This window comes from Micromonospora sp. NPDC049203 (assembly GCF_043197215.1).
Lineage (GTDB): Bacteria > Actinomycetota > Actinomycetes > Mycobacteriales > Micromonosporaceae > Micromonospora.
On the sequence record NZ_JBICSV010000009.1, the window covers coordinates 1 to 25,995 of the forward strand.

Below are 25,995 nucleotides of genomic sequence, written 5' to 3' on the forward strand. Positions count from 1 at the left end.
CGCCCGCCCCTCCCTCTCTTCTTCCGCGGGCCGGCGCCGGCGGGGCGGGGGGGGGGGGGGGGGGGGGGGCCCCCCCCCCCCCCCCCCCCCCCCCGCCCGGCCAGAACTTTTCCGAAACGTTTCCGAAACACCATTGTCCCCACCGACGCGTGGTGAAAGCATCGACAAAGCTAGATACCCCAACCGGAACGTCCAGTCGTCCCGCCCCGACGGCCTGGGTGTCGGCCAGTAAGGAGGCCACGATGGCAATGAGTCCATCCCTTCATCGCGGCGGGAGTCGGCGACGGCGATCGCCCGCCGTCCGGGCACTGCTCGCCGGCGCGGTGAGCGCCGTGACGGTGGCCGCCGTCGCGGTGATGATGCCGTCGGCGAACGCCGCCGCGTCCACGCTGGGCGCGGCCGCCGCGCAGTCGGGCCGGTACTTCGGCACGGCGATCGCGGCGGGCCGGCTGAACGACTCGACCTACAGCACCATCGCGGCGCGTGAGTTCAACATGATCACCGCTGAGAACGAGATGAAGCCGGACGCGACGGAGCCCAACCAGGGGCAGTTCAACTTCTCCTCCGGCGACCAGATCTACAACTGGGCCACCCAGCGCGGCCTGAAGGTCCGCGGCCACACGCTGGCCTGGCACGCCCAGCAGCCGCCCTGGATGCAGAACATGCAGGGCAGCACGTTGCGCAACGCGATGATCAACCACATCAACGGGGTGATGGCCCACTACAAGGGCAAGCTGGCCGCGTGGGACGTGGTGAACGAGGCGTTCAACGAGGACGGCAGCCGTCGTTCGTCGAACCTGCAGGGCACCGGCAACGACTGGATCGAGGTGGCGTTCCGGACCGCGCGGGCGGCTGACCCGTCGGTGAAGCTCTGCTACAACGACTACAACATCGAGAACTGGTCGTACGGCAAGACGCAGGGCGTCTACCGGATGATCCAGGACTTCAAGTCCCGGGGCGTGCCGATCGACTGCGTGGGTCTGCAGACCCACTTCACCGGCGGCAGCTCCCTGCCGGGCAACTTCCAGACCACGCTGTCGAGCTTCGCGGCGCTCGGTGTCGACGTGGCGCTGACCGAGGTCGACGTCACCAACTCGTCCACCAGCCAGTACGCCGGGCTGACGCAGGCGTGCCTGAACGTGCCGCGCTGCATCGGCATCACCGTGTGGGGCGTGCGTGACAGCGACTCGTGGCGCTCGAACGAGAGCCCGCTGCTGTTCGACGGCGGCGGTAACAAGAAGGCCGCGTACACCTCGGTCCTCAACGCCCTCAACGCGGCCGGGCCGACCACGACCCCGACCACCACCCCGACCACGACCCCGCCGCCGAGCGGCGGCGCCGGCCGGATCGTCGGCGTGCAGTCGGGCCGCTGCGTCGACGTGCCGAACGCCACGCAGACGAACGGCACCCGGGTCCAGCTCTACGACTGCAACGGCCAGTCGAACCAGCAGTGGACCTACACCTCGAACAAGCAGCTGATGGTCTACGGCAGCAAGTGTCTCGACGCGAACGGCGCGGCCACCGCGAACGGCACCGGAATCATCATCTGGGACTGCAACGGCCAGTCCAACCAGCAGTGGAACATCAACTCCAACGGCACCATCAGCGGCGTGCAGTCCGGCCGCTGCCTGGACGTCTGGGGCACCGGCAACGGCCAGCAGGTCCAGTTGTACGACTGCCACGGACAGACCAACCAGCAGTGGCGGACCGACTTCGGCGGCACCACGCCCCCGACCACGCCGCCGCCGACCACGCCGCCGCCGCCGGGTGGCTGCGCGCTCCCGTCGACCTACCGGTGGTCGTCGACCGGCGCGCTGGCCAACCCGCAGAACGGCTGGGTCTCGCTCAAGGACTTCACGAACGTGGTCTACAACGGCAAGCACCTGGTCTACGGGTCGTACGTCAACAGCAGCGGCCAGTACAGCTCGATGAACTTCAGCACGTTCACCAACTGGTCCGACATGGCCTCGGCCGGCCAAAACGGAATGAGCCAGGGCACCGTGGCACCCACCCTGCTCTACTTCGCGCCGAAGAACATCTGGGTGCTGGCGTACCAGTGGGGGCCGACCTCGTTCAGCTACAAGACGTCGAGCGACCCGACGAACGCCAACGGCTGGTCCTCGGCGCAGACGCTGTCCACCGCCACCCTGCCGGACGCCCCGTACGGCGTCATCGACCAGACCCTCATCGGTGACGACCAGAACATGTACCTGTTCTTCGCCGGGGACAACGGCAAGATCTACCGGTCGAGCATGCCGCTCGGGAACTTCCCGGGCAGCTTCGGCTCGAACTACACGACGATCATGACCGACTCGACGAACAACCTGTTCGAGGGCGTCGAGGTCTACAAGGTGGCCGGCCAGAACCAGTACCTCATGATCGTCGAGGCGATCGGGAGCCAGGGCCGCTACTTCCGGTCGTTCACGTCGAACAGCCTGAGCGGATCGTGGACCCCGCAGGCCGCCAGCGAGAGCAACCCCTTCGCCGGCAAGGCCAACAGCGGCGCGACGTGGACGAACGACATCAGCCACGGTGACCTGGTCCGCACCAACCCCGACCAGACCAAGACCGTGGACGCCTGCAACCTCCAGTTCCTGTACCAGGGCAAGAACCCCAGTGCGGGAGGCGACTACAACCTGCTGCCGTGGCGGCCGGGTGTGCTGACCCTCCAGCGCTAGGCCCCACCGCGCACAACCGAGGCGTGCCCGGCACCGCGTGGTGCCGGGCACGCTTTTTCGGGTGGACCGTGCCCGGCCGGTGGGCGGACCGCGGCGACCCGGGGCAAGCTGGGTCGATGGAGCGCGCGCTGGTGACCGTCGGGCACGGGGCCGCCGGCCGGGACCAGCTCGGGGAACTGCTGGCCGGCGCGGAGGTCACATTCGTGGTGGACGTGCGCCGCTACCCGGCCAGCCGGACCAACCCGGACGTCCGCCGCGAGGCGATGGAACGCTGGCTGCCCGGAAGGGGCATCGGCTACCGCTGGGAGCCGCGCCTCGGCGGCCGCCGGCACGTCCGCGCCGGAGAGCCGGAACCGGACACCTGGTGGACGGTCGCGGCCTTCCGGGCGTACGCCGCGTACACCCGCACGCCCGACTTCGACGTGGCCCTGGACGAGGTGCTCGCCGACGCCGCGCTGCGGACCACGGCGGTGATGTGCAGCGAGAGCGTCTGGTGGCGCTGCCACCGGCGGCTGATCGCCGACGTCGCCGTGCTCGGTCGCGGAGTGGCGGTGTCGCACCTCATGCCGGACGGCCGGCTCAGCCCGCACCGGCCCGCCGAAGGCGCCCGCCGCCTGCCCGACGGCAACCTGCTCTGGGCCGGCTGACTCAGCCGGCCAGGTCCTCGGCGAGCAGATCCATCAGCAGCGCGTCGTGCCAGCGCCCGTCCGCGCCGCGCTCGTAGCGGCGCATGATGCCCACCGGACGGAACCCCACCTTCGCGTACGCGCGGATCGCCGCCGTGTTCGCCGCCGCCGGGTCGATGGTGAACCGGTGGTGGCCGTACTCGTCGACCAGGTGCCGGACCAGCGTGCGGATCGCGTCCCCGCCCAGCCCGGCGCCGCGTACCGCCGGGTCGAGGAAGACGTCCAGGCTGGCGTGGCGGTAGTCCGGGTCGGTCTCGGCGTACCACTGGATCGCGCCGACCAGCCGGCCGTCGTGCTCGACGGCGTACATCGTCAGCGCGTCGTCGGCCAGGTCGGCCCGCACCGACTCGGCCAGGTCGTCACCGCCGCGCCACCAGCGGCGCACCTCCGGGGTGGCCCGGATCGCGGCCAGCGCGGCCACGTCCGCGTCGGTCACCGGCCGCAGCGTCACCGCTCGCCCGCGCAGCACGCCTCAGCCCCGCCGCTCGCCGTGCTCGACGCAGACGGCCGACCAGCCGGCCGGTACGACCTGCACCTTCATCCGCCGCCGGCACGACGCGCACCAGCGCGGCGGCTCCCACGCCCGCGCCGTCTCGCACGCCGGGTGCGGCCCGGCCGCCACCGACTCGCCGCACCTGTCGCACCAGAGCGCGGCGGGGGCCGCCGTGGTGGCGGGGGAGGATTCGGTCACCGCTGCCTCACAGGGTCGCCGAGAGCGCCTTCACCGGCATCTTCAGGTCTTCCAGCAGCTTCAGGTCGGCCGTCGCCGGCCGCCCCAGCGTGGTCAGGTAGTTGCCGACGATCACCGCGTTGATGCCGCCGAGCAGACCGTCGCGGGTGCCGAGGTCACCGAGGGTGAGTTCGCGGCCCCCCGCGTACCGCAGGATCGTGCGCGGCATGGCCAGCCGGAACGCGGCGATGGCGCGCAGCGCGTCCTTGCCCTCCACCACCGGGCGGTCACCGAGCGGGGTGCCGGGGCGCGGGTTGAGGAAGTTCAGCGGCACCTCGTGCGGGTCCAGCTCGGCGAGCTGCGCGGCGAACTCGGCCCGCTGCTCGACCGTCTCGCCGAGGCCGAGGATGCCGCCGCAGCAGACCTCCATGCCGGACTCGCGGACCATCCGCAGCGTCTCCCAGCGCTCCTCCCACGAGTGCGTGGTGACCACGTTCGGGAAGTAGGAGCGGCAGGTCTCCAGGTTGTGGTTGTAGCGGTGCACGCCCATCTCGACCAGCTCGTCGACCTGCTCCTTGGTGAGCATGCCGAGCGAGGCGGCGACCTGGATGTCGACAGCGGCGCGGATCGCGGCGACGCCCTCGCGCATCTGCTTCATCAGCCGGGCGTCCGGGCCGCGCACCGCGGCCACGATGCAGAACTCGGTCGCGCCGGTCGCGGCGGTCTGCTTCGCGGCCTCGACCAGCGCCGGGATGTCCAGCCAGACCGAACGCACCGGCGAGGTGAACAGGCCGGACTGCGAGCAGAAGTGGCAGTCCTCCGGGCAGCCGCCGGTCTTCAGCGAGACGATGCCCTCGACCTCGACCTCCGGACCGCACCAGCGCATCCGGACCTCGTGCGCGAGCTGGAGCGCGGCGGGCAGGTGCTCGTCGGGAAGGTTCAGCACCGCGAGGACACCGGCCTCGTCGAGGCCGACACCGTTGCCCAGCACCCGCTCCCGGGCCTGGTCGAGGATCTCTGGCATGGCTCGTAACCTAACAGGCCACCATGAGCGCGGGAAACAGCCGCCGCCTGCCCTCCGGCGAGCCGGGACCGCGCCACGCCGGGGCCCTCGGCGCGGGTGGTAACTTCGCCCCGCGGAAGCGCCCGGAAGGGCGACGGTCGGCGGGGAGGGGCGGCACGGTGGCGGACTGGCTCGCGGCCCTGGACCGCCGCGCCGAGCTGCGGGCCCGGGCGGGACTGACCCGCACGCTGCGCCCCCGCGCCGCCGACGACGCCGTGGTCGACCTGGCCGGCAACGACTACCTCGGCCTGGCCACCCACCCCGAGGTCACCGCCGCCGCGGCAGAGGCCCTGTCCGCGTACGGGCTGGGCGCCACCGGGTCGCGTCTGGTGCGCGGGTCCACCGACGCCCACCACGCGCTGGAGGACGACCTGGCCGGCTGGCTGGGCGTCGACCGGGCGCTCGTGTTCTCCTCCGGCTACCTGGCCAACCTCGCCGCCGTCCGGGGGCTGGCGCAGCCGCGTACGCTGCTCGTCTCCGACGCCCACAACCACGCCTCGCTGATCGACGGCTGCCGGATCTCCGGCGCCGAGACGCTCGTGACGCCGCACGCCGACGTCGCCGCGGTGGCCGCCGCGCTGGCCGCCGCGCCGGGCCGACCGGCGGTGGTGGTGACCGAGTCGGTCTTCTCCGTCGACGGCGACCTGGCCCCGCTCGCGGAGCTGCACGCGGTGGCCCGCCGCCACGGCGCGCTGCTGCTCGTCGACGACGCGCACGCGCTCGGCGTCACCGGCCCGGCCGGGGCCGGCGGGGTGGCCGCCGCCGGGCTCGCCGGCGCGCCCGACGTGGTGGTCACGGCGACGCTCTCCAAGGCGCTCGGCGGGGCCGGTGGCGTGGTCGCCGGGCCGGCCGAGTTCGTCCGTCACCTGGTGGAGACCGGCCGCACGTTCATCTTCGACACCGCGCCGCCGCCCGCCGTGGTGGCCGGGGTGCGCGCCGCGGTGCGGCTGGCCCGCGACGGGGACGCGCTGCGCGCCGACCTGGCCGACCGGGTCGCCGCTGCGGTGCGGCGGCTCGGCGCGGCCGGGCTGTCCGTGTCCGCCCCGGACGGCGCGGTGATCTCGGTGACCGCTCCCGGACCGGAGGCGGCGACCGCCTGGGCCGCCGCCTGCCGGGACCGGGGCGTCGCCGTCGGCTGCTTCCGTCCGCCGTCCACCCCGGACAGCCGCTCCCGGCTGCGGCTCACCGTCAGCGCCGGCGTGGACCGGACCGACTTCGACCGGGCCCTGGACGTGATCGTGGAGTGTGCCCCATGAGCCTCGGCGACGCCTGGACCGGGCCGGTGCTGGTGACCGGCACCGACACCGAGGTCGGCAAGACCGTGGTGACAGCCGCCGTCGCCGCCGCCGCGCAGGCGGCCGGGCTGCGGGTCGCCGTGGTCAAGCCCGGCCAGACCGGTACGGCCACCGGCGAGCCCGGCGACGTCGACGCGGTGACCCGGCTGGCCGCCCCGCTGACCGGCCGGACGCTCGCCAGCTACCCCGATCCGCTGGCCCCGCTGGCAGCGGCCCGGGTGGCGGAGCTGCCGCCGCTGGAGCTGTACAACGCGGTCGACGCGATCCGCGAGGAGGCGGACAAGCACGACCTGGTGCTCGTCGAGGGCGCGGGCGGTCTGCTCGTACCGATGGGGCTGCGCCCGTCCGGCGAGCCGTGGACGGTGGCCGACCTGGCGGTGTCGCTCGGCGCGCCCGCGGTGGTGGTGGCGCGGGCCGGGCTCGGCACGCTCAACCACACCGCGCTGACGCTGGAGGCGCTGGAACGGCGGGCCGTGCCGGCCGGCGTGGTGATCGGCGCCTGGCCGGCCGAACCGGAGCTGGTGCACTGGCTCAACCTGTCCGAGCTGCTGCCGAACCTGCTCGGCGCGGTGCCGGCCGGCGCGGGCGGCATGGACCCGGGCGTGTTCCGCCGGTCCGCGCCGGGCTGGCTCACCCCCGCCCTGTACGGCGTGCTCGACGACTGGCGGGCCTGGGCCGAGGAGTAAGGCAGGGCCCCCTGTTAACGCCTCCGGTAGGTAAAGGGTCCCTTCCTAACACCCGCAGCGCTCAGGCGCGGCTGACCACGAACGCGTCGGGCATCCGGAAGGTCAGGTTGTCCGGGCACCACGGTGGACGGACCACAGTCACGCCGTCGAGCAGCGCGGTGGCCTCCGCGACCACCACCGCGGCCTCCATCCGGGCCAGCTGCGCGCCGACGCAGCGGTGCGGCCCGGCGCCGAACGCCAGGTGCCGCCGCGAGCCGGGCTGCCCGGGGCGGAACTCACCGGGCGCCTCGACCACCGCCGGGTCGCGCCCGGCGCGGGCCAGCCAGGCCACGATGCTGGTACCCGCCGCCACGGGCAGGCCGCCGAGCGTGGTGTCGACCGCCGCCACCCGCCGCCACGTGACGATCGGCGGCTCCAGCCGCAGCCCCTCCTCGACCACGTCGTCCACCGCCACCGTGCCGGCGCGCAGCCCGGCCCGTACCGCCGGTTCGCGGGACAGCCGGTGCAGCAGCAGGGTGAGGAACTGCGAGGTGGTCTCCTGGCCGGCGACCAGCAGGAAGAACAGCGCACCGACGACCACGTCGGGGGAGTGCCCGGCGTCGCGCAGCCGCGCGGCGAGCCCGCCCCCGGTCGCGGCGAACTCCCGCAGCACGGTGTGGAACCGGCCCACCTCGGCGGCGAGCGCGAGTTGCCGGCGCTCGTCGAGGGGCGCCCAGAACAGCTCCAGCGCGGCGCGGGCGAAGTCCTTCACCGCGCCCACCGGGGCGTCCGGCAGGTCGACCAGCCGGGCCAGCACCAGCAGCGGCAGGTCGGCGGCGAGGCCCGCGTACAGGTCGACCGGGCGGCCCTCATCCAGCGCCGCGGCCAGGGTGGCCACGCGCTCGCGGACCAGCCCGGTCAGCCATCGGCGCTGGGCGTCCACCCGGTGCGGGTGCAGCGCGTCGGCCACGATGCCGCGGATCTCCGGGTGGCTGGCGCTGCCGTTGTTCGCCAGCGTCGGCGGCAGCCGGAACCGGTGCCCGGCGAGCACCCGCAGCGCGGCGACCGGGATCGGCGTGACCGCGTCGAGCGCGTTGTCCGGCTGGAACGTCACCGGGTCGGTGAGCAGTTCGCGTACGAGCGCGTGCCGGGTCACCACGAGGTGCGGCACGCCGACGTGGTCGACGACTGTGGCCGCGTCCGGCCACGGCTCGTCGACGGACTCGCCCCAGCCCCGGAACAGCACCCGGTAACGCTAGCGGCGGGCCCCGGGCGGGTTCGGGTCCAGCTCCCAGACGGTGGTGTGCTTCACCCGTACGCTCTCCAGCGCCTCGGAGACCGGCACCTCGTACGCGGCCAGCTCGTGGAAACGCTCGCGCGGCAGGAACGCCCGTCCCGGGTCGCCCACCAGCACCCGGGCACCGGCGCGGGCGGCCCGGAGCAGGAAGCGCAGCATCCGGCGGGCCATCGCCTCGCTGTAGAAGACGTCCCCGGCCAGCACCACCTCGGCGTCCCCGGCGTCGTCATCGAGGATGTCGCCGAGTTCGGCGTCGACGCGTACCCCGTTGGCCTCGGCATTGAGCGCGACGGCCGCGACGGCCCGCTCGTCCACCTCGACCGCCCGGACGGCGGCGGCGCCGGCGCGGGCGGCGGCGACGGCGACCAGGCCGGAGCCGGAGGCCAGGTCGAGCACCCGGCGGCCGGCGACCACCTCGGGGTGGTCGGTGACGTAGCGGGCCAGGCCCTGCCCGCCGGCCCAGGCGAACGCCCAGAACGGCGGCGGCTGGGAACTGCGGAACTCGCCCTCGGTCAGCTCCCACAGGCCGATCGGCTCGTCGGCCTGGTGTAACAGCACCTCGGGTACGAAGGCGACCGGGGCGAGGCGGGCGTGCAGCCGGACGAACGCGGCGGACAGCTCGGACACCGGAGAATTGTGTCCCACCGCCCGGCCGGGCCCGATCCCGGGCGTGTCGCGGCGGCGTCGTGACCGGTTCACCACACTCGGTGAAACAGCCCTCTTCTCTTGGCGTTGGATGCGAACACGCCCGTCTACCGGCGTGCCCGGAGCACTCCTAGCGTTGCCTGTGGACACGACCGAGGGGGAGGAGGCGTGGTGAGCGGCTGGCGGCACGCGCTGCGGATCGGACTGGTGCTGACCTTCGTGGCCGGGACCGGGTACGGCGGAGCCCTGCCGGCGCGGGCGGCGGCTGCCTTCTCCACCGAGTTGAGCGGCCTGCCGGACGAGTTCACCGCCGGGAACCGGGTGGAGACGCTGTCCGCCGTGGTGTCCCGCTCCGACGGGGGCGGCTGTGTCAAGGTGCGCTGGTCGATGCTGGTGCGGGTGCAGGGCCTGCGGCTGGACCAGCTCAAGGTGGACCGGGTGGAGGACAGCGGATCGTTCCCGCTGGAGATCCGCACCGAGGGAGACACCGCCCGGCTCACCGACCGGCAACTCGACCCCGGGGTGCTCTGTCCCGGCCGTACCGTGACCGCCCGCTACCGGGTGGCCTTCGCCGAGGACGTCGGGCGCGGGCGGGTGAGCTTCGCCGCCGAGGCGTACGACCCGCAGTTGCGCCTGCTGGCCCGGCGGACCGCCTCCCGTCAGGTGGTGGGGGAGGGTGCCGAGCCGACGCCCTCGCCGAGCAGCGCGGAGCCCTCGGAGTCGCCGAGCGACGAGCCGTCGTCCGAGGCGCCCGACGAGGAACCCACCGGCGAGCCGACCGACGCCGCGGTGGAGCCACCGCCGCCGGGTGGCCTGGCCGGGCGGCCGGTGGCGGACAGCGGCGGCTTCGGCCTGGTGCAGGCCGCGTTCCTGCTCGGCGGATTGCTGCTGTTCCTCGGCGCCGGGCTGCTGCTGCGGATGCGCCGCCTCCTGCGCCCGTCGGCGCCGGCCGAACCGGAGACGCTCGCACCCCCCTTCGAACGCCCCCGCCCCCGCTGGCACTGACCCCCTCGGGCGGTCTTCCCGGTGATCAAGGAGTTGGTGTCCTCCGCCGGCCCGGACGGAGACACGAACTCCTTGATCACCGGCGCGGGGTGGGTGGGACAGTCAGTCGAGCTGGCTGGGTTCCAGGCCCAGTTCCCTGGCGGCGACCAGGCGGATCCATTCGGCGATCTGCCGGCGGGTGATCACCCGCTCGTGCACCGCGAGCTGGACCGCCAGCCCGTCCATCACCGCGCTGATCCGCCAGGCCGCGCCCGCCGGGTCGGGGCAGTCGAACGTGCCCTCGGCGACCCCGGCGGTGATCACCGCGGCCAGGTCCTGCCGCCACCGCAGGTCGAGGCGGCGGGAGAGCTTCTCCAACTCCGGGGTACGCAGCGACTCCGCCCACCCGTCGATCCACATCGACCACGAGGTGGCCCGGCCGGTGGGTGTGTAGAGGCGCAGCATCCGGCGCAGCTTGGCAAGCGGCGGGGCGGAGGAGCGCAGCACCGCGTCGAGGCGGGCCAGATCCTGCTCGACCGCGTACGCGAAGGCCTGCGCGAGCAGCCGGTCCTTCGTCGCGAAGTGGTAGAACACGAGCGCCTGGCTGACCCCGGCGGCCTCGGCCACGTCCGCGGTGCGGGTGTTGGCGAGCCCTCGTTCCGCGATCACCTCGCAGGCCGTACGCAGCAGCGCGTCCAGGCGGATCTCGGCGGCTCGTCTCGTCACCGGGTCACGGTAACCCATCCGAATGACCACGAGGAGTTACCGAAGCGGCCGGTCGTCGATGGGACAGTCGGATGCCGGACACTCGACGCGCCGCCCGGATTCGGGCAGGTCGCGGCCTTCGCGACTACCCTTTCGAGCCAGCCACCCAGGCTCCTAGGAAGCCTGCGGGGCGAGGCCCCGACCACCCCGGACGCGCCGGAAAGGGGACCCGATTTGGCAACCGTTCCCGGGCTCGGCTAAAGTTCTCATCCGTCACCGGATAACACCGGGGGCGTGCGGACGTAGCGCAGCTGGTAGCGCATCACCTTGCCAAGGTGAGGGTCGCGGGTTCGAATCCCGTCGTCCGCTCGGAGATGCCGCCACGCAGTTCGGGGGCAACCTCGGTGGAGTGGCCGAGAGGCGAGGCAACGGCCTGCAAAGCCGTGTACACGGGTTCAAATCCCGTCTCCACCTCGGCATTAGACGAGGGCGATTGGCGCAGTGGGAGCGCGCTTCCTTGACACGGAAGAGGTCACTGGTTCAAACCCAGTATCGCCCACCAGCGGAAAGGCCGTGTCGATCATTCGACACGGCCTTTCTCGTCGTCAGCGATCAGTCCAATGCCGCGCCGCCGGCCGTCGCCGCGCCCGCGCGGTGGTGACAAACCGGCGCCGCACGCCACGGGATCGACCTTCGGGCGGGTTACCGGGTTGAATGTGCCGGTGGGCGCGCATCTGAACCGGGCCGCCGCCGGTCGGCGGTCGTCCGCCCGGCGCCGGCGGGGGCGCCGATGACCGCCTCCGTCCGCCCGGTGCCCGCGCTGCTGGGCCTGCCCGTCCTCGCGGGAGCCACGGCGGGGGCGTGTGCCGTCGCGCTCGTCGCCCTGGGAGCGGCCGGTCACGGCGGGTTCACGACCGAGCCGGCCGGCGCCGTCGCCCCGGCCGCCGCAGCCGTGACAGCGGCCACCGCCGCGTCCCGGCTCGCCCGGTCGGGCCACCGCGCCGCGGGCCGGCTGGCGACCGGGCTCGCCGCCTCGCTGCTGGCGTACCTCGCGCTCGCCGTCCTGGCGGTGGCCACCGTCGCGGCCGGGCACCAGTGGGCCGGGCCGGCCGTCGCGGTGTGGAACTCGGCGTGGATCCCCCCGCTCGCGCTGCTGCAACTGACCGCCTCGGCCGTCGTCCGTACCGGCGCGGCCACCCCCGGGACCCACCGGTACGTGGGTCTCGTCCTCGGTGCTGCCACGCTCGTCAACGCGCTGCTGACGACCGCGACCGAGCCGTTCGCCGGGCTCCCGACGATCGCGGGGGAGTCCTGGCGTACCGCGCTCGCGCCGGTCGGTGCCGTGGTCACCGTGCTGGGCGTGGCGGCGCTGCTCGTCCTGCCGGTGACGCTCTGGCGGGCCGCCCTCGGCTCGCACCACACCGTGCGGGCCCGCCTCGGCGTGGCCGCCGCGGCCACCACCGCGGCGCCGCTGACTGTCGTCTTCTGCCTGCTCCTCGCCGTCGCCCGCGCCCCCGGTGACGTCGAGCCGTCGCTCGGCTCGGTCGCCTTCCTGGTGGCCCTGTCCGGCGCCGCCGTGTTCGCCGTGGCATGCGCGGTCACCGCCGCCCGGGGCACCATCGACGCCCGCCGGGTCGGCTTCGTGGTGCGCGCCGTCGGCCTGGCCGCCGCCGCCCTGCTCGTCGTCGGCGCCGGCACGCTCGTGGCGGCTCCGGGCTCGTCCCTCGGTCCGACCTCGGTCGCCCTCGTCGTATCGGCGCTGACGGTCGTCGTCGGCGGCGGCACGTGGGCCGGCACCGGCCGCCTGGCGCGGCTGCTCACCGCCGCACCGACCCTGCCGGCCGCACCGCCTGCTGCACCGACCCTGCCGGCCGCACCGGCGGTGACGCCGCGAGGCGGCGCAGAGGGTACGGCGGACGGCGGCGGCGCAGCGGGCACGGCGGACGTCGCTGAGGCGGCGGTTCCGGCCGGTGGGGTGGAGGCCGTGGCGTCGCCGGAGGTGCCCGGCACGGGGGTCGAGGCCGGAGCCGGTCCGGCGCCGGTCGGCGGGCTGACGGCGCGGGAACGCGAGGTACTCGCCGCGCTCGCCGAGGGCGCCAGCAACGCGGGCATCGCGGCGCAGCTCGTGGTCTCCGAGCGCACTGTGGACGCCCACCTGCGCGCGATCTTCGTCAAGCTCGACCTGACCCCCGGCGGTGGCACGAACCGGCGGGTACGGGCGGCGCGGATCTGGCTGGAGCACGCGCGGCAGCGGCGCTGAGCAGGGCTTCTCCGAAGATAGGTGCTGAGGCCGATGCCCGTTTCGGCGGTTCTCGGCACGGTGGAGCATCATCCGATCGACGGAGGCTCTCACCGTGCCCGTACCGAAGTCGCGCCGTGCCGCGCTCGTCGCCCTCTTCGTCCTGCTCCTGGTGGCCCTGGCCGGGCGGACGCTGTTCATGCTGTGGGAGCCGCCGTTCGACGGTGCGATCCACTACGACGACGTCCGGGACCTGGGGGCCGCCTACTGGCCCATGAACCTCTACCTCGGCGGGCCCGCGTACTCCATCTCCTGGATCGCCGCCGCGGTGTTCATCGTCCGGCTGGCCCGGGGCCGTGCCGGGGTGTTGAACCTGGTGGGAGCGTTCCTGGCCGGTCTCGGCGGCGTGGTGTTCGCGTTGGTGATCACCGCAGAGGTGCTGCCGTTCGCCTACGCCGGCGACCCGGCGGTCCTGCCGGAGTCGCAGGGGCGGGCGCTGTTCGAGGTGTTCAACGACCAACTCGACGGCCTGCTCCCGGCCATCCTCGGCAGCCAGGTGGCGATCGTGCTCGGCATGGTCCTGGCGCTCGCCGGCACCCTGGTCGGCCGGACCATGCCGCGTCCGCTGGTCATCGCCGGGCTCGTCTACGTCGTGGCGTTGGTGCTGGTGCCGCAGGACGCCGCGCGTGCGGTGGTCGTCGTGAGCTATCTGGTGCAGGTGGCGCTGGTGGCCGCGATCGGCTGGTACGGGCTGCGCGCCGACGACAGCGAGCGCCCGTAACGGATCGGACCGGCCGGATCGGGTGATCCGGCCGGTCCGGTTCTCCGGGACCGATCAGCTCCGTCGGCCCCGCAGGGGTCACATCGGCGGGGCGACGTCCCGGCGCTCCTCGACCCGGCGGTACTCCACCGGCTGCTCGGCGGTGGTGGTGACCACCTGGCGACGGCGACCCCACACCAGCGTGGTCATGATCAGGCCGAGTACGCCGGCCGCCATCAGGATCCAGCCGACGACGTCGAGGTTGACCCCGCCGACGCTGGCGTTGAGCGCGAACGTGAGGATCGCGCCGACCGCGATCAGGAAAATGCTCGTACCGATACCCACGACAGCCTCCTTCGGGGGGATGGTTGTGCTGTCACCGGCCTCTGTACCCCGGCGGCGAGCAGCGCAACCACACAGCCATCCGGCGCGGCGGGGGTCTGCCGCACGGCGATCTTGGCATCGGGTAGAGTTCACCCCGTCGCCGGCGCGAACCGGCGGCACGCGGACGTAGCGCAGCTGGTAGCGCATCACCTTGCCAAGGTGAGGGTCGCGGGTTCGAATCCCGTCGTCCGCTCGCGATTGCCCGGGCGATTGGCGCAGTGGGAGCGCGCTTCCTTGACACGGAAGAGGTCACTGGTTCAAACCCAGTATCGCCCACCGAGAGTCACCCTCCCCGCTCACCGGCGCCGCCGGTCGATCTGCGGACGTACCCCACCGGACGGTTCGTACCGGCCACATCGGTCACCCGGCTCCACCGTGCGGCTTATTCAGCCGCCGCCACCACGCGTGTCACTGTGATGCCCCGATGCGCAGGGAGGCGGTCACATGCACATGATCGAGCGGGGACGATGGCGGCGGACGGCCGCCCGATTAGGGGTGGCGACTGTCGTCGCGGCGGCCGGGGTGACGGTCTCGGCCGCGCCCGCGCAGGCCACCGCGACGCGGACGGTGGCGTTCTTCAGCATGGACGAGCCGACGTCGTCGCCGGTGCTGACCGACTACAGCGGCAACGGCCGCCACGGCACGATCGGCGGTGAGGTGGTCACCGGCGCGCTCTACGCCGGAGCGACCGGCCACCGCTTCGCCACCCACCTGCCGAGCGAACAGCAGTCCGTCCCGGGCCACGTCGACCTGGTGCCGCACACCACCGACTTCAACCCGGACGCCGGGGACTTCTCGGTGACCATCCGCTACCGGACCACGTACTCCTTCGGCAACATCCTCCAGAAGGGACAGGGCAACACGGCCGGCGGCTACTGGAAGTTCGAGGCGCCGAACGGCAAGCCGAAGTGCCTGTTCCGGGGCGCGGACGGCGCTTCCCGTACCGGCTACACGGACGTGCCGATCTCCGACGGCCAGTGGCACACGATCACCTGCAACCGCACGTCGGCGTACGTGGAGATGTACGTCGACGGCGTGCGGACCAGCCGCCTCTACGGGCCGACCGGCACCATCGCGAACACTTGGCCGCTGTCCGTCGGCGGCAAGAGCCAGTGCGACGGTACGAAGGTCACCTGCGACTACTTCGCCGGCGACATCGACTACGTGAAGATCCTGAAGGGCTCGGGCGGTCCGGCCAACCAGGCGCCGGTGGCCGCGTTGACGCCCACCTGCTCCGGCCTGGTGTGCACGTTCTCGGGCGCGGGCTCCACCGACGCCGACGGCGCGATCCAGGACCACAGCTGGAACTTCGGCGACGGGGACACCACCGGCACGGCCTCCGTGCCGACCACGTCGCACACGTACGCGGCGGCCGGCACCTACCCGGTCACGCTCACCGTCACCGACGATCGGGGTGCCACCGGCACCGCGACAGTCGAGGTGACAGTCGCGCCCGTAGCGGAGCGGATCTCGTTCGTCGGCCAGGCCACCGCTAACGCCAACTGGACCAGCCACACGGTCACCGTCCCGGCGGGCGTGCAGGCCGGTGACACGCTGCTGCTCGTGCTCAGCCAGAACACGCACACCGGCACCGGTGAGCCGGCCGGTGTGACCGGCTGGAGCAGGCTCGACCGCCTCGACGGGGGCTTCGCCACCACCACCGCCTGGTGGAAGACGGCGAGCGCCGGCGACGCCGGCACGGCGGTCCGGGTGACACTGGACAGCCAGGCGAAGGGCAACCTGGTGCTGGCCGCGTACCGGGGGGTCGCACCGGGAGCACCGGTCTTCAGCAGGGCCACCGACCCGGCGAGCACCACCACCCGGATCACCCCGTACGCGCCGGTGACCGCGGCGCAGAGCTGGGCCGTGTCGTACTGGCTGCACGGCGACAGCACCTCCACCGAGCTCACCCCGCCGTCCGGCGTGGCGGTGCGCAGCAACTCCTCGCAGACCGGTGGCGGACGGGTGACCGGCCTGCTCGCCGACTCGGCGAGCAGCGTGCCGACCGGCAGCTACGGCGGGCTGACCGCGACCGGCGGCGCCGCCAGCACGACCACCACCACGTGGACGTTCGTCCTGCCCCCGGCCTGACCCATCGGGTACGCGTAAAGGCCGGCACCCCTCGTTTCGGGGTGCCGGCCTCTCGCTGTTTGTTCGTCTTACTTGTTCCAGTGCTCGGCGACCAGGTCGGCGGCCTGCTGTTCCCACTGGGCGTAGTGGTCGGGGTAGGCCGACACCTGGACGGTCTGGGCGGCCTTGGTCAGCGGCATGTCGCGCCAGCCGTCGACCTGCTTGAGACCCTTCAGGAACGCGGTCGTGGAGTACTCGGGGTCGGTGATCTGCTCCACCGTGCCCCACCCGCTGGAGGGACGCTGCTGGAACAGGCCCTGCGAGTCGTGGTCGTTACGGTCACCGAGGTGGCCGAGGTTCTCCAGCTTCGACTCCTGCAACGCCGTCGCGATCGACACGACAGCGGCACGCTCGTCCATACCGGCCTTCTTCGTCGCCGCGATGATCGCCTTCACATTCTTCGTCTGCTCGTCGTTCAGGTCGATACGCGACTGGTTGCCCTGCACACCGTGCGGGATCAACTTGTCGCCCTGCTGCACGGTGGCCGAGACCGGCTTGACGCTGCCGGTGGTGGTGTCCGCCGCGTGGGCCGCGACCGGACCGGCGAACACGCCACCGGTGAAGGCCAGACCAGCGATACCGAGAATGCTCTTACGCAGGATCGTGTTCATGATGGGGGCTCCATTCGGGGGTCGACGCACCCGGGGGTGGGCACGTGGCACCGTCAGGCGCTCAAAAAGTCTCGGGGGGAACCGGCCACTCGCGGGGCAGGGGTGCCACGTCGCGGCGCCGGAACCATGTCCAACGACCGGCGGCCCGGGATGATTCCCGAGGACGCCTCACGCACCCGGGGTAGCAGGTGCGGGCCTCACGCCGCCAGAACCGTACTCAACGCGTCGCGGCCCGGCGAGATTCCCCGGGACCCGCCCCGCCTGGGGCGAGCCGCGCTCGGTCGTTCACCCGGTTACAACGCCACCCACCCGCCGACGATTCCACCCCCAGAATGCCGCCCACCACCCCCGAACCAGACACCCACCCCAAACCCCCAAGCCCCGCCCCCAGCACCGCGCCCCGCCACCCGTGATCAAGGACTTCGCGGCAGCCTTCTGCGCCAACGAGAACACAAACCCCTTGATCACCCCCGCGAGGCACTCCCGGGGCACCCGGCACCCGGTGCCCGGTGATCATGAGGTTGGCGGCGACAAAACGGACACCGAGCGCCGTCAACTTCATGATCGACGCCCTTGAGGGCGGGGCGGATCGCGGGCCGGGAGTCGGGCGCTGCGGGGGCCAATCGGCGATCTTGCAGTTTGAGCCCTTCGGGTGCCCCATTCGCGCGCTATGCGGGGTACCCAAGTGCAAGATCGCGGGTGATCCGGGGGTGGTAGCGGGTTCGGTGCGGGGCCGTCTCCGGCGGCCGGGCGACGGTGACGATCCCGGCCAACGACGCGGCGAGGATCCGCTGCGGTCTGGGGTGAGTTCGTCGATCTTGGAGTTGTGGCATCTCGCGAAACCGCACCAAACGGGCAGATCGGGGTGCCACAACTCCGAGATCGACGGCAGTGGGCGAGGGCGCGAGGACTCGCGGCGGTGGGGTGCGGTCGGGGAGCGGGGCAGGGTGGGCGACACGGGGACGGCGGTGGGCGAGTGACGGGGGAAGCCGGGTTCTGCCGTTGGCAGATCCGCTGACCGTGAACAGGGCACGTCATACCGGCCGCCCGGCGGCAGGCTGGGACGCATGCGACTCCTGATGCTCGGTGGTACGGGCTTTGTCGGTCGTGCGGTGGTGGCCGAGGCGGTACGCCGCGACTGGCGGGTGACCGTGTTCAACCGTGGTGTGCACGGGCGGGTGCCGGACGGCGTACACCGGTTGCGGGGTGACCGGACCGCGCCGGACGGCCTGGCCGCGCTCACCGGCGGCGAGTGGGATCTGGTGGTGGACACCTGGGACGGCGCCCCACGGGCGGTGCGGGACGCGGCGCTGGCGCTCGCCGACGCGGTGCCGCACTACGTCTACGTGTCCAGCGGGTCGGTGTACGCGCCACCCGTCGCGCCGGGCACCGGCGAGGAGGCGCCCACTGTGGCGGCCGACCCGGATGCCGACGACGGGGACTACCCGGCGAACAAGGCCGGCGGGGAACTCGCCGCGACGCGGGTGTTCGGTGACCGGGCGCTGCTCGCGCGTGCCGGGCTGATCCTGGGGCCGGGGGAGGACATCGGGCGGCTGCCGTGGTGGCTGAATCGGATCGTCCGGGGCGGTGACGTGCTGGCACCGGGGCCGCGTGACCTGCCGATCCAGTACGTGGACGTCCGGGACCTGGCGACCTGGCTGCTGGACCGGGGTGCCGAGGGCGTCGGCGGGGCGTACAACGTGGTGGGCCGCACCGGGCACGCGACGATGGGTGACCTGCTCGACGCGGCCGTGGCGGTGACCGGGTCGGACGGGACGCTGCGGTGGACCGCGCCGGAGCCGATCCTGGCCGCGGGGGTCGAGCCGTGGAACGACCTGCCGGTATGGATCCCGCGCGGGCACGAGTACCGGTGGTTGCAGGAGCGGGACGTCGAGCGCGCGTACGCGGCGGGGCTGGTCTGCCGGCCGGTGACCGACACGGTCGCGGACACCTGGCGGTGGCTGCGCGAGGTGGGGCGGGTGCCGGCCCGCGCGGGGCGTCCGGCCCGCGCCCCGGTCGGCCTGGCACCGGAGCGGGAGGCCGCCCTGCTGGCCGCGTGGCCGGCCTGACCTGCGGAGGAGTACGGGTCAGGCCGACACGACAGGCAGGTCGAGCACCTCCTCGACCGGGCGGCGCGGGGTGGCGCGGCCGGGCTGGCCGTACCCGATCCGCATCACCATCTGCGGGGTGCCGAACCGGCCCAGCGACATCCGCAGCGCCTCGCGCGCGGCCGGCACCTCGATCGGCTGGGACAGCATCGACACGCTCAGCCCGGCGTCGGTGGCGGTGAGCAGCACCCGCTGCAGCGCCTGCCCGGCCAGGATCTGGTCGGCCGAGGTGTTGCCGGCCGAGCCGAGCACCGCGACCAGTGGCTCCGGCTCGAAGTCGCGGCCGGGGGCGCGGTTGCGGCCGCCGAAGCCGCGCTGGGGCAGCAGGTCCTGCGGCTCGCTCTGCGGTCCGCCGGCGACCGTCGGCACGCCGTCCGGGGCCGGCTCGGAGCGGATCCACTCGGCCCGTTCGGCCACGTACGCGGGGTCGCGTTCCAGCACGCGGTGGGCGCTGCGGGCGACTTCGGCGACGGCGTTGACGGCGCTGGTGCCGATCACCAGCTCCAGCCAGCCCTGCTCGGCGCGGGCCGCCTCGCCGAGGCGCCAGCGGGCCTCGGCGGGCACCGGGTCGGGCCAGAACGGCGCGCGGTTGCTGAACCGGTGCGGAATCGCCCCGTACAGGCTCTGCTCGACCGGGGTGGGACGGCGCGGCACGTCCGGCACGAGCCGGGCCACGACGTCCGGATCGGCCGGGTACGGGCGCAGCCGGACAGTGGCCGGGGTGCCCGCGACGGCGAGCGCCAGCCGCAGGTTGAACACTGCCGCTCCGGCGGCGATCCGGGCGCCCCAGCCGGTCGGGTCGGTGGCGGGCAGGCCGCGCAGCGGGTCGACGGACACCTCGATGCCGCCGTCGACCAGCCGGAACCGCCACGGCTGGGTGTTGTGCAGCGACGGCGCCCGGACCGCGTCGGCGACCGCGGCCCGCAGCTGCTCGCCGGTGTATTCGGTCGTCATGGTGGTGCTCCCTCTCGTGCGGCGCCGGCTCCCCCGGCCGGGTACACCACTACGGTGCGTCAGCGTGCGGCGCGGTGAGCAGGGCCGGAGGTCCCCACCTGGGCCCGGCCGTCGGTCCCGGGCGGTGCGGGCAGGACGGGACTTTCGACCCGTGCTACGAGGGCGGGAAAGCGGGTAGAAAGGACTGATGATCCGGGTGTTCCTGCTCGACGACCACGAGGTCGTCCGTCGTGGCCTTGCCGATCTGCTGGAGAGCAGCGGCGACATCGAGGTGGTCGGCGAGTCCGGCCTGGCCCAGGAGGCGGCCCGCCGCATCCCGGCGCTGCGCCCCGACGTGGCGATCCTCGACGCCCGGCTGCCCGACGGCAACGGCATCGACGTGTGCCGCGACGTCCGCGCCGTGGACTCCTCGATCAAGGGCTTGATCCTCACCTCGTACGAGGACGACGAGGCGCTGTTCGCGGCGATCATGGCGGGCGCCGCCGGGTACGTGCTCAAGCAGATCCGCGGCACCGACCTGGTGGACGCGGTCCGCCGGGTGGCGGCCGGGCAGTCGCTGCTCGACCCGGCGATCACCACGCGCGTGCTGGAGCGCATCCGCAGCGGCGTGGAGCAGCCCCGGGAGCTGAAGTCGCTCACCGAGCAGGAGCGGCGGATCCTGGAGTACGTGGCGGAGGGGCTCACCAACCGGGAGATCGCCGGGAAGATGTTCCTTGCCGAGAAGACGGTGAAGAACTACGTCTCCAGCGTGCTGGCCAAGCTCGGCCTGGAGCGGCGTACCCAGGCGGCGGTGCTGGCCACCCGGCTGCTCGGCAAGAACACCTGACCGGCGGTCAGTCGAGCGGGACGCTCCAGCGCACCTCGGTGCCGCGCGGCTCGGCCCGGCGCAGTGAGAACTCGCCGCCGAGCCGCTCGGCCCGCTCGCGCAGGTTGACCAGGCCGCTGCGGGCCGCCTCCGGGTCGCAGCCGACGCCGTCGTCGGTGACGGTGATCTCGACCCGGCCGGAGTCGACGCGCACCCGCACCGACACCCGGTCGGCCCGCGCGTGGCGTACCGCGTTGGAGAGCGCCTCGCGCAGCACGGCGGTGAGTTCGGGGCGCAGGTCGTCCGGGACGGCGCTGTCGATCGGGCCGATCAGTTCCAGCTCGGGGCGGTAGCCGAGCGACTCGGCGGCCACCTCGATGGCCTCGCGGATCTCGGTGCGCAGCGCCGCGCTCATCGGGGTACGCAGCTCGAAGATGGTGCGGCGGATGTCGCGGATGGTGGCGTCCAGGTCGTCGACGGCCTGGTTGATCCGCTTGGCCGCCTCGGGGCGGGCGTTCATCGCGCCGCTCTGCAGTTGCAGGCCGGTGGCGAACAGCCGCTGGATCACCACGTCGTGCAGGTCACGGGCGATGCGTTCGCGGTCCTCCAGGACCACAAGCAGTTCCCGTTCCTCCTGCCCGCGGGCCCGCTCCATGGCCAGCGCGGCCTGCCCGGCGAAGCTGGCCAGCAGGGCGAGGTCGTCGTCGGCGGCGGGACCGTGGTCGGGCCGGTAGCCGATCACCAGGACGCCGTGCAGCGTGTCGGCGGCGGCGAGCGGGGAGACCACTGCCGGCCCGGCGACCACGGGCCGGGGCCAGGGCGCCGCGGCGGCGAGGTTGTCGACCTGGTCGTGCCGGCCCGACGTGGCGGACGCGGCGAAGCTGGTCTCGGCGGCGGGCAGCACCGCGCCGACCAGTTCCCGGGTGACCGGGTCGGCGCCGTCGACCACCTCGACGGTGAACTGCGCCTCGTCCTCGTCGTAGAGCAGGACCAGGGCCAGCTCGGCCTCGGCGACCTCGCGGGCGCGGCGGGCCACCAGGGTCAGCGCGTCGGTGCGGCGCACCTCGCCCAGCAGCACCGAGGTGATCTCGGCGGCGGCGGCGAGCCAGCGTTCGCGCCGGTGCGCCAGCGCGTAGAGGCGGGCGTTCTCGATCGCCGCGCCGGCCGCGGCGGCCAGCGCCACCACGATCTCCTCGTCGTCCTCGGTGAACTCGGTCGCGCCCTGCTTCTCGGCCAGGTAGAGGTTGCCCCAGACGTGGTCGCGGATGCGTACCGGCACGCCGAGGAAGCTGTGCATCGGCGGGTGGTTCGGCGGGAAGCCGTACGAGTTGGGGTGCTTGGTGATGTCCGGCATGCGTACCGGCTTCGGCTGGTCGATGAGCAGGCCGAGCACGCCGCGGCCGTGCGGCAGCTCGCCGATCTTCGCGTGCTGCTCGGGGCTGATGCCGTGGACGATGAAGTCGTGGAGCATGCGGTCCGGGCCGATCACGCCGAGCGCGCCGTAGCGGGCGCCGGCCAGCTCGCACGCCGACTGCACGATCCGTTCCAGCGTGCTGCGCAGATCCAGGTCGGAACCGATGCCGACGACGGCGTCGAGCAGTGCCCGTAGCCGCTCGCGGCTGGTCACCACCTCGCCGACGCGGTCGAGCATCTCCTGGAGCAGTTCGTCCAGGCGGACGCGGGACAGCGGGGTCAGCCCGAGCGACGGTGCGACGTGCTCGTGCGAGGGCTGGGGTGCGGCGGCCACCGGGCGATGGTATCGCCCGGCGGCCGCCCTGATCGAGACCGGTCAGGTGAGGCGGTCGCGGACCGCCGAGGTGTCGACTGTCTGCGTGACGTCCAGCCGGGGGGTGTGCGGCGGGCCGGCGTGCGTCGGGTCGGCCACGCCGAGCCGCATGCTGAGGTACGGGAACCCGAGGCCGGCCAGCATCTGCCGCAGCACCTCACGGGTGCCCTCGACCTCCACCACGCCGGACAGCGGCACCAGCGACACGCCGTGCCGGGTGGCGGTGAGCCAGGCGGCGGAGAGCGCCTCCCCGGCGCGCAGCCAGCTCATCGTCTCGTCGTCGGAGCCCCAGAGGATCCCGTAGACGGCGGTCTTGTCGTGGCCGGGCCCGACCGGCAGCGACCCGGCGCGGCCGAAGTCGCGGGCCGGAACGGTCGTCTGGGGCGCCTGCTCGGGCAGCACCTCCGGCGGCAGACCGGTGCCGGTGCCGGCCCGGCTGGTCCAGTACGCCAGCTCCTCGCGCAGCTCCGGGCTGTCCGCCTCGACGGCGGCGGCCTGCTGGGCGGCGGCGGCGAGCTGGATCTTCTGGGTGTCGTCGAGCAGTTGCAGGTTCACCCCCTCCAGCGTGGCGGCCCGGTCGATGTCGTCCAGCGCGGCGGTCGGGATCTGCTCGTCGCTGACCGGCCGCCGGTCGGTGTGCCGCACCCGCATGCACTGCACGACGCGCATGGCGTCGGGGTCGGCGCCGGTGTGCTTCAGGCTGGTGATCCGGGCCAGCAGGTCGGGTTCCTTGGGGTCGGGCAGCCGTTCCACCACCGGGGTCCAGCCTTCGGCGGCCAGCGCCACCCGGGCGTGGTGCAGCGCGGCGCCGCAGCTCACCACCAGCAGGTGACCCTCCGGGTCCATGGCGCTGAGGTGCCGCTCGCGGACCACCCGCAGCTCCAGCGCGTCGGGCAGGACCGTCCAGTGCCACGGCTGCGTGTTGTGCACCGAGGGGGCGTGGCCGGCCATTCCGGCGGCCTCCGCGAGCGCGGTGGTCAACGGGCGATCGCCGGCCGGCGTCTCGTGGCTCATCGTCACGACCTTTCCTGTTTTCCCCATCGTGCCCCACGCCCGGGAAGCCCGGGTGGGGATGCGGCTCCATCCTCGGCCATGCCAGGGCGCCCCGCAGGGGTCCTTCGCCCTGCTGATTACCCGGGTCGCCCTGCCCGGCGCGCGTCCGGGCTGAGACGATCCCCACGTGGGAACCGAACCGGGCGAGTGCGTACCCGAGCAGCCGGCCCGCGCCCGGCGATGGGCCTGGACCGAGTGGGCACCGTTGGTGCTGCTCACAGTGGCCGTGCTGGCCGGCGCGGCGCTGTGGTTCGCCGGCGCGCACGACGCGGCCCGGCTGGTCTGGGCGGCGGTCACACTGGTCGCGCTGATCCCGGCGGCCTGGACGACGTTGCGTCAGCTCTGGCTGCGGCAGTTCGGCGTGGACGTCATCGCGGTGCTGGCGCTGCTCGGCGCGCTGCTGGTGCGGGAGTACCTGGCCGGCGCCGTCATCGCGGTGATGGTCGCCACCGGGCGGGCGCTGGAGGAGTACGCCCAGCGCCGCGCCACCCGTGACCTGCGGGCGCTGCTCGAACGCGCGCCCCGGCAGGCGCGGCGGCGCACCCCGGACGGCGGCATCGAGGTGGTGCCGCTGGACCGCGTCGAGGTGGGGGACCGCCTCGTGGTGGGGCCGGGCGACGTGGTGCCCGTGGACGGCGTGGCCGAGGAGGCGGCGACGCTCGACGAGTCGGTGGTCACCGGCGAGTCGCAGCTTGTGACCCGCGCGGCCGGGGAGCAGGTCGCCAGCGGCGTCGTGAACGCGGGCGCCGGTTTCGGGCTGCGGGCCAGCCGCAACGCGGCGGAGAGCACCTACGCGGGCATCGTCCGCCTGGCCGGCGAGGCCACCGCCCGCAAGGCGCCGATGGTACGGCTGGCCGACCGTTACGCCGCCGCGTTCGTGCCGTTCACGCTGGTGCTGGCCGGGCTGGCGTGGCTGCTGTCCGGCGACTTCACCCGGGCGGTGGCGGTGCTCGTGGTGGCCACCCCGTGCCCGCTGCTGCTGGCCACCCCGATCGCCGTGGTCTCCGGCCTGTCCCGGGTGGCCCGGCGCGGTGTGCTGGTCCGCGACGGCGGGTCGCTGGAACAGCTCGGCCGCGCCCGTACCCTGCTGCTGGACAAGACCGGCACGCTCACCGCGGGCCGGCCCCGGGCGGCCGAGGTGGTGGTGGCGCCGGGCGGTGACCGGGACGAGGTGCTGCGGCTGGCCGCGTCGGTCGAGCAGCTCTCCCCGCATGTGCTGGCCGCCGCGCTGGTCCGGCAGGCCCGCGAGCGAGGGCTGCCGCTGGCCGAGCCGACGCAGGTCACCGAGGAGCCGGGGCACGGGGTGAGCGGACGCGTCGACGGGCGGATGGTGCACGTCGGGCAGCTCGGCGGCGAGCCGCCGGAGTGGGCGGGCCGCCTCGGTGAGCGTGCCGAACGGGCCGGGCGCTCCGCGGTGTGGGTCAGCGACGACAGCGGGCCGCTGGGCGCGATCCTGCTGGAGGACCCGGTCCGCCCGGACGCCCGGCGCACCGTGCGCCGGCTGCGTGAGGCGGGCCTCACCCGGCTGGTCATGGTCACCGGCGACCGACCGGGCACGGCCCGGCAGGTGGCGCAGATCGTGGGCGTCGACGACGTGATCGCGCGCTGCTCGCCGCAGGAGAAGGCCGAGCGGGTACGCGAGGAGTCGGCGCACGCGGTGACGGTGATGGTCGGCGACGGTGTGAACGACGCGCCCGCGCTGGCCGAGGCGCACGTCGGCGTCGCGATGGGCGCGACCGGGGCGACCGCCTCGGCGGACGTGGCCGACGCGGTGCTCACTGTGGACCGGCTGGACCGGCTCGCCGACGCGGTCGAGATCGCCCGGTACGCCCGCCGCATCGCGGTGCAGAGCGCCACCGTCGGGATGGGCCTGGCGGTGGTGGCGATGCTGGTGGCCGCCGCGGGCCGGTTGCCCCCGGTGGCCGGCGCGTTCCTCCAGGAGGGCATCGACGTCCTGGTGATCCTCAACGCGCTGCGCGCGCTCGGCGGCGGCCTGCGGCGGCGCGACCTGCCCGCGCACACGGTGGAGCTGATCGACAGGTACGCCGGCGAGCACGGCGGCGTCCGCGACGTGCTGGCCCGGCTGCGCGACACCGCCGACATGGTGGCGACGCGCCCGGACGACCCGGAGTGCCTGCCGGCGCTGCGTGAGGTGCACCGGCGCCTGGTCGACGAGGTGCTGCCGCACGAGGCGGCCGAGGACCGGCAGCTCTACCCGGCGCTGGCCGGCCCGCTGGGCAGCGACGAGGCGACCTCCACGATGAGCCGCGCGCACGTGGAGATCGTGCGGCTGGTGGAGCGGATCGGCGGGCACCTCACGGCGCAGCCGGACGGCCGGCTGCGCCGTGACGAGATTCCCGATCTGCTCGCCGCGCTCTACGGCCTGGACGCGGTGCTGCGCCTGCACCTGGCCCAGGAGGAGGAGGACTACTTCTCGCTGAACCCGGAAGAGGGCTCCACCACGCCCGGCCGCTGAG

22 protein-coding genes and 5 tRNA genes are annotated in these 25,995 nt (G+C 73.7%); 16 read left to right on the plus strand and 11 right to left on the minus strand.

Going from position 1 to position 25,995, the window contains the following annotated elements; genetic code table 11:
• Positions 1-242 precede the first annotated feature (242 nt).
• Positions 243-2,678, plus strand: coding sequence for a non-reducing end alpha-L-arabinofuranosidase family hydrolase (locus ACGFIA_RS22765; RefSeq protein ID WP_393261894.1), 2,436 nt, complete (start codon positions 243-245; stop codon positions 2,676-2,678).
• A gap of 116 nt (positions 2,679-2,794) precedes the next feature.
• A complete protein-coding gene (locus ACGFIA_RS22770) occupies positions 2,795-3,325 on the plus strand; it encodes a DUF488 family protein (RefSeq protein WP_393261897.1) in 531 nt (176 codons plus the stop codon).
• A gap of 1 nt (position 3,326) precedes the next feature.
• Here ACGFIA_RS22770 and ACGFIA_RS22775 read toward each other — a convergent pair whose 3' ends face one another.
• Genes ACGFIA_RS22775 through bioB form a run of 3 tightly spaced genes read right to left on the minus strand, consistent with a single transcriptional unit; the run spans position 3,327 to position 5,058 of the window.
• The gene (locus ACGFIA_RS22775; protein WP_357389961.1) at positions 3,327-3,833 is read right to left on the minus strand and encodes a GNAT family protein; all 507 of its coding nucleotides are present in this window, start codon (positions 3,831-3,833) and stop codon (positions 3,327-3,329) included.
• A 3-nt stretch (positions 3,834-3,836) separates the two neighbouring features.
• Positions 3,837-4,055 (minus strand): hypothetical protein, encoded by a 219-nt coding sequence (locus tag ACGFIA_RS22780; RefSeq protein ID WP_357389959.1) that lies wholly within the window; start codon positions 4,053-4,055, stop codon positions 3,837-3,839.
• A gap of 7 nt (positions 4,056-4,062) precedes the next feature.
• Complete coding sequence (gene bioB / locus ACGFIA_RS22785) at positions 4,063-5,058, minus strand: biotin synthase BioB (RefSeq protein ID WP_013284870.1); 996 nt, start codon at positions 5,056-5,058, stop codon at positions 4,063-4,065.
• Between the two features lie 158 nt (positions 5,059-5,216).
• On the opposite strand from bioB, the gene ACGFIA_RS22790 reads away from it, so the two are divergent.
• The gene (locus tag ACGFIA_RS22790) at positions 5,217-6,353 is read left to right on the plus strand and encodes an 8-amino-7-oxononanoate synthase (RefSeq protein WP_357389956.1); all 1,137 of its coding nucleotides are present in this window, start codon (positions 5,217-5,219) and stop codon (positions 6,351-6,353) included.
• Positions 6,350-7,078, plus strand: coding sequence for a dethiobiotin synthase (gene bioD / locus ACGFIA_RS22795; RefSeq protein ID WP_357389954.1), 729 nt, complete (start codon positions 6,350-6,352; stop codon positions 7,076-7,078). The genes ACGFIA_RS22790 and bioD overlap by 4 nt, the downstream gene beginning before the upstream one ends.
• Before the next feature lie 61 nt (positions 7,079-7,139).
• On the opposite strand, the gene ACGFIA_RS22800 is transcribed toward bioD, so the two are convergent.
• Positions 7,140-8,303 carry a cytochrome P450 gene (locus ACGFIA_RS22800; protein WP_357389952.1) on the minus strand — a complete coding sequence of 388 codons (1,164 nt, stop codon included), beginning with the start codon at positions 8,301-8,303 and terminating at the stop codon, positions 7,140-7,142.
• A 9-nt stretch (positions 8,304-8,312) separates the two neighbouring features.
• Complete coding sequence (locus tag ACGFIA_RS22805; protein WP_357389951.1) at positions 8,313-8,981, minus strand: 50S ribosomal protein L11 methyltransferase; 669 nt, start codon at positions 8,979-8,981, stop codon at positions 8,313-8,315.
• Positions 8,982-9,170: 189 nt separating this feature from the next.
• Here ACGFIA_RS22805 and ACGFIA_RS22810 point away from each other — a divergent pair, with 189 nt between their 5' ends.
• Positions 9,171-10,004 carry a hypothetical protein gene (locus ACGFIA_RS22810; RefSeq protein WP_357389949.1) on the plus strand — a complete coding sequence of 278 codons (834 nt, stop codon included), beginning with the start codon at positions 9,171-9,173 and terminating at the stop codon, positions 10,002-10,004.
• 102 nt (positions 10,005-10,106) lie between these two features.
• Here the strand turns inward: ACGFIA_RS22810 and ACGFIA_RS22815 are convergent, their stop codons facing one another.
• Positions 10,107-10,709: a TetR/AcrR family transcriptional regulator gene (locus tag ACGFIA_RS22815; protein ID WP_357389947.1), complete on the minus strand. Its 603-nt coding sequence runs from the start codon at positions 10,707-10,709 to the stop codon at positions 10,107-10,109.
• A 275-nt stretch (positions 10,710-10,984) separates the two neighbouring features.
• Between ACGFIA_RS22815 and ACGFIA_RS22820 the strand changes: the two genes are divergently transcribed.
• From ACGFIA_RS22820 to ACGFIA_RS22840, 5 genes are all read left to right on the plus strand, one after another.
• A tRNA-Gly gene (locus ACGFIA_RS22820) sits at positions 10,985-11,057 on the plus strand.
• Between the two features lie 34 nt (positions 11,058-11,091).
• Positions 11,092-11,162 (plus strand) — tRNA-Cys (locus ACGFIA_RS22825).
• 13 nt (positions 11,163-11,175) lie between these two features.
• Positions 11,176-11,250 (plus strand) — tRNA-Val (locus tag ACGFIA_RS22830).
• Between the two features lie 228 nt (positions 11,251-11,478).
• Positions 11,479-12,948 (plus strand): response regulator transcription factor, encoded by a 1,470-nt coding sequence (locus ACGFIA_RS22835; RefSeq protein ID WP_393261903.1) that lies wholly within the window; start codon positions 11,479-11,481, stop codon positions 12,946-12,948.
• Positions 12,949-13,042: 94 nt separating this feature from the next.
• The gene (locus tag ACGFIA_RS22840) at positions 13,043-13,708 is read left to right on the plus strand and encodes a hypothetical protein (RefSeq protein ID WP_393261905.1); all 666 of its coding nucleotides are present in this window, start codon (positions 13,043-13,045) and stop codon (positions 13,706-13,708) included.
• 78 nt (positions 13,709-13,786) lie between these two features.
• Here the strand turns inward: ACGFIA_RS22840 and ACGFIA_RS22845 are convergent, their stop codons facing one another.
• The gene (locus ACGFIA_RS22845; RefSeq protein ID WP_357389941.1) at positions 13,787-14,032 is read right to left on the minus strand and encodes a DUF6458 family protein; all 246 of its coding nucleotides are present in this window, start codon (positions 14,030-14,032) and stop codon (positions 13,787-13,789) included.
• A 159-nt stretch (positions 14,033-14,191) separates the two neighbouring features.
• Between ACGFIA_RS22845 and ACGFIA_RS22850 the strand changes: the two genes are divergently transcribed.
• From ACGFIA_RS22850 to ACGFIA_RS22860, 3 genes are all read left to right on the plus strand, one after another.
• Positions 14,192-14,264: transfer RNA gene (locus ACGFIA_RS22850), tRNA-Gly, on the plus strand.
• An 11-nt stretch (positions 14,265-14,275) separates the two neighbouring features.
• Positions 14,276-14,347, plus strand: a tRNA-Val gene (locus tag ACGFIA_RS22855).
• Between the two features lie 168 nt (positions 14,348-14,515).
• Positions 14,516-16,162: a PKD domain-containing protein gene (locus ACGFIA_RS22860; RefSeq protein ID WP_393261908.1), complete on the plus strand. Its 1,647-nt coding sequence runs from the start codon at positions 14,516-14,518 to the stop codon at positions 16,160-16,162.
• Between the two features lie 68 nt (positions 16,163-16,230).
• On the opposite strand, the gene ACGFIA_RS22865 is transcribed toward ACGFIA_RS22860, so the two are convergent.
• Entirely contained in the window at positions 16,231-16,812 is a 582-nt protein-coding gene (locus ACGFIA_RS22865; protein ID WP_393261911.1) for a hypothetical protein, read from the minus strand.
• A gap of 1,067 nt (positions 16,813-17,879) precedes the next feature.
• Between ACGFIA_RS22865 and ACGFIA_RS22870 the strand changes: the two genes are divergently transcribed.
• A complete protein-coding gene (locus ACGFIA_RS22870) occupies positions 17,880-18,881 on the plus strand; it encodes an NAD-dependent epimerase/dehydratase family protein (RefSeq protein ID WP_393261913.1) in 1,002 nt (333 codons plus the stop codon).
• 18 nt (positions 18,882-18,899) lie between these two features.
• Here the strand turns inward: ACGFIA_RS22870 and ACGFIA_RS22875 are convergent, their stop codons facing one another.
• Entirely contained in the window at positions 18,900-19,874 is a 975-nt protein-coding gene (locus tag ACGFIA_RS22875; protein WP_357385602.1) for an Acg family FMN-binding oxidoreductase, read from the minus strand.
• 187 nt (positions 19,875-20,061) lie between these two features.
• On the opposite strand from ACGFIA_RS22875, the gene ACGFIA_RS22880 reads away from it, so the two are divergent.
• Positions 20,062-20,700, plus strand: coding sequence for a response regulator transcription factor (locus ACGFIA_RS22880; protein WP_357385604.1), 639 nt, complete (start codon positions 20,062-20,064; stop codon positions 20,698-20,700).
• A 7-nt stretch (positions 20,701-20,707) separates the two neighbouring features.
• Here the strand turns inward: ACGFIA_RS22880 and ACGFIA_RS22885 are convergent, their stop codons facing one another.
• A complete protein-coding gene (locus ACGFIA_RS22885; protein WP_393262062.1) occupies positions 20,708-22,375 on the minus strand; it encodes a GAF domain-containing protein in 1,668 nt (555 codons plus the stop codon).
• A 93-nt stretch (positions 22,376-22,468) separates the two neighbouring features.
• Positions 22,469-23,479, minus strand: a complete 1,011-nt coding sequence (locus ACGFIA_RS22890) for an Acg family FMN-binding oxidoreductase (protein WP_393261917.1) — start codon at positions 23,477-23,479, stop codon at positions 22,469-22,471.
• A 166-nt stretch (positions 23,480-23,645) separates the two neighbouring features.
• Here ACGFIA_RS22890 and ACGFIA_RS22895 point away from each other — a divergent pair, with 166 nt between their 5' ends.
• A complete protein-coding gene (locus tag ACGFIA_RS22895) occupies positions 23,646-25,994 on the plus strand; it encodes a heavy metal translocating P-type ATPase (protein WP_393261920.1) in 2,349 nt (782 codons plus the stop codon).
• Position 25,995 lies beyond the last annotated feature (1 nt).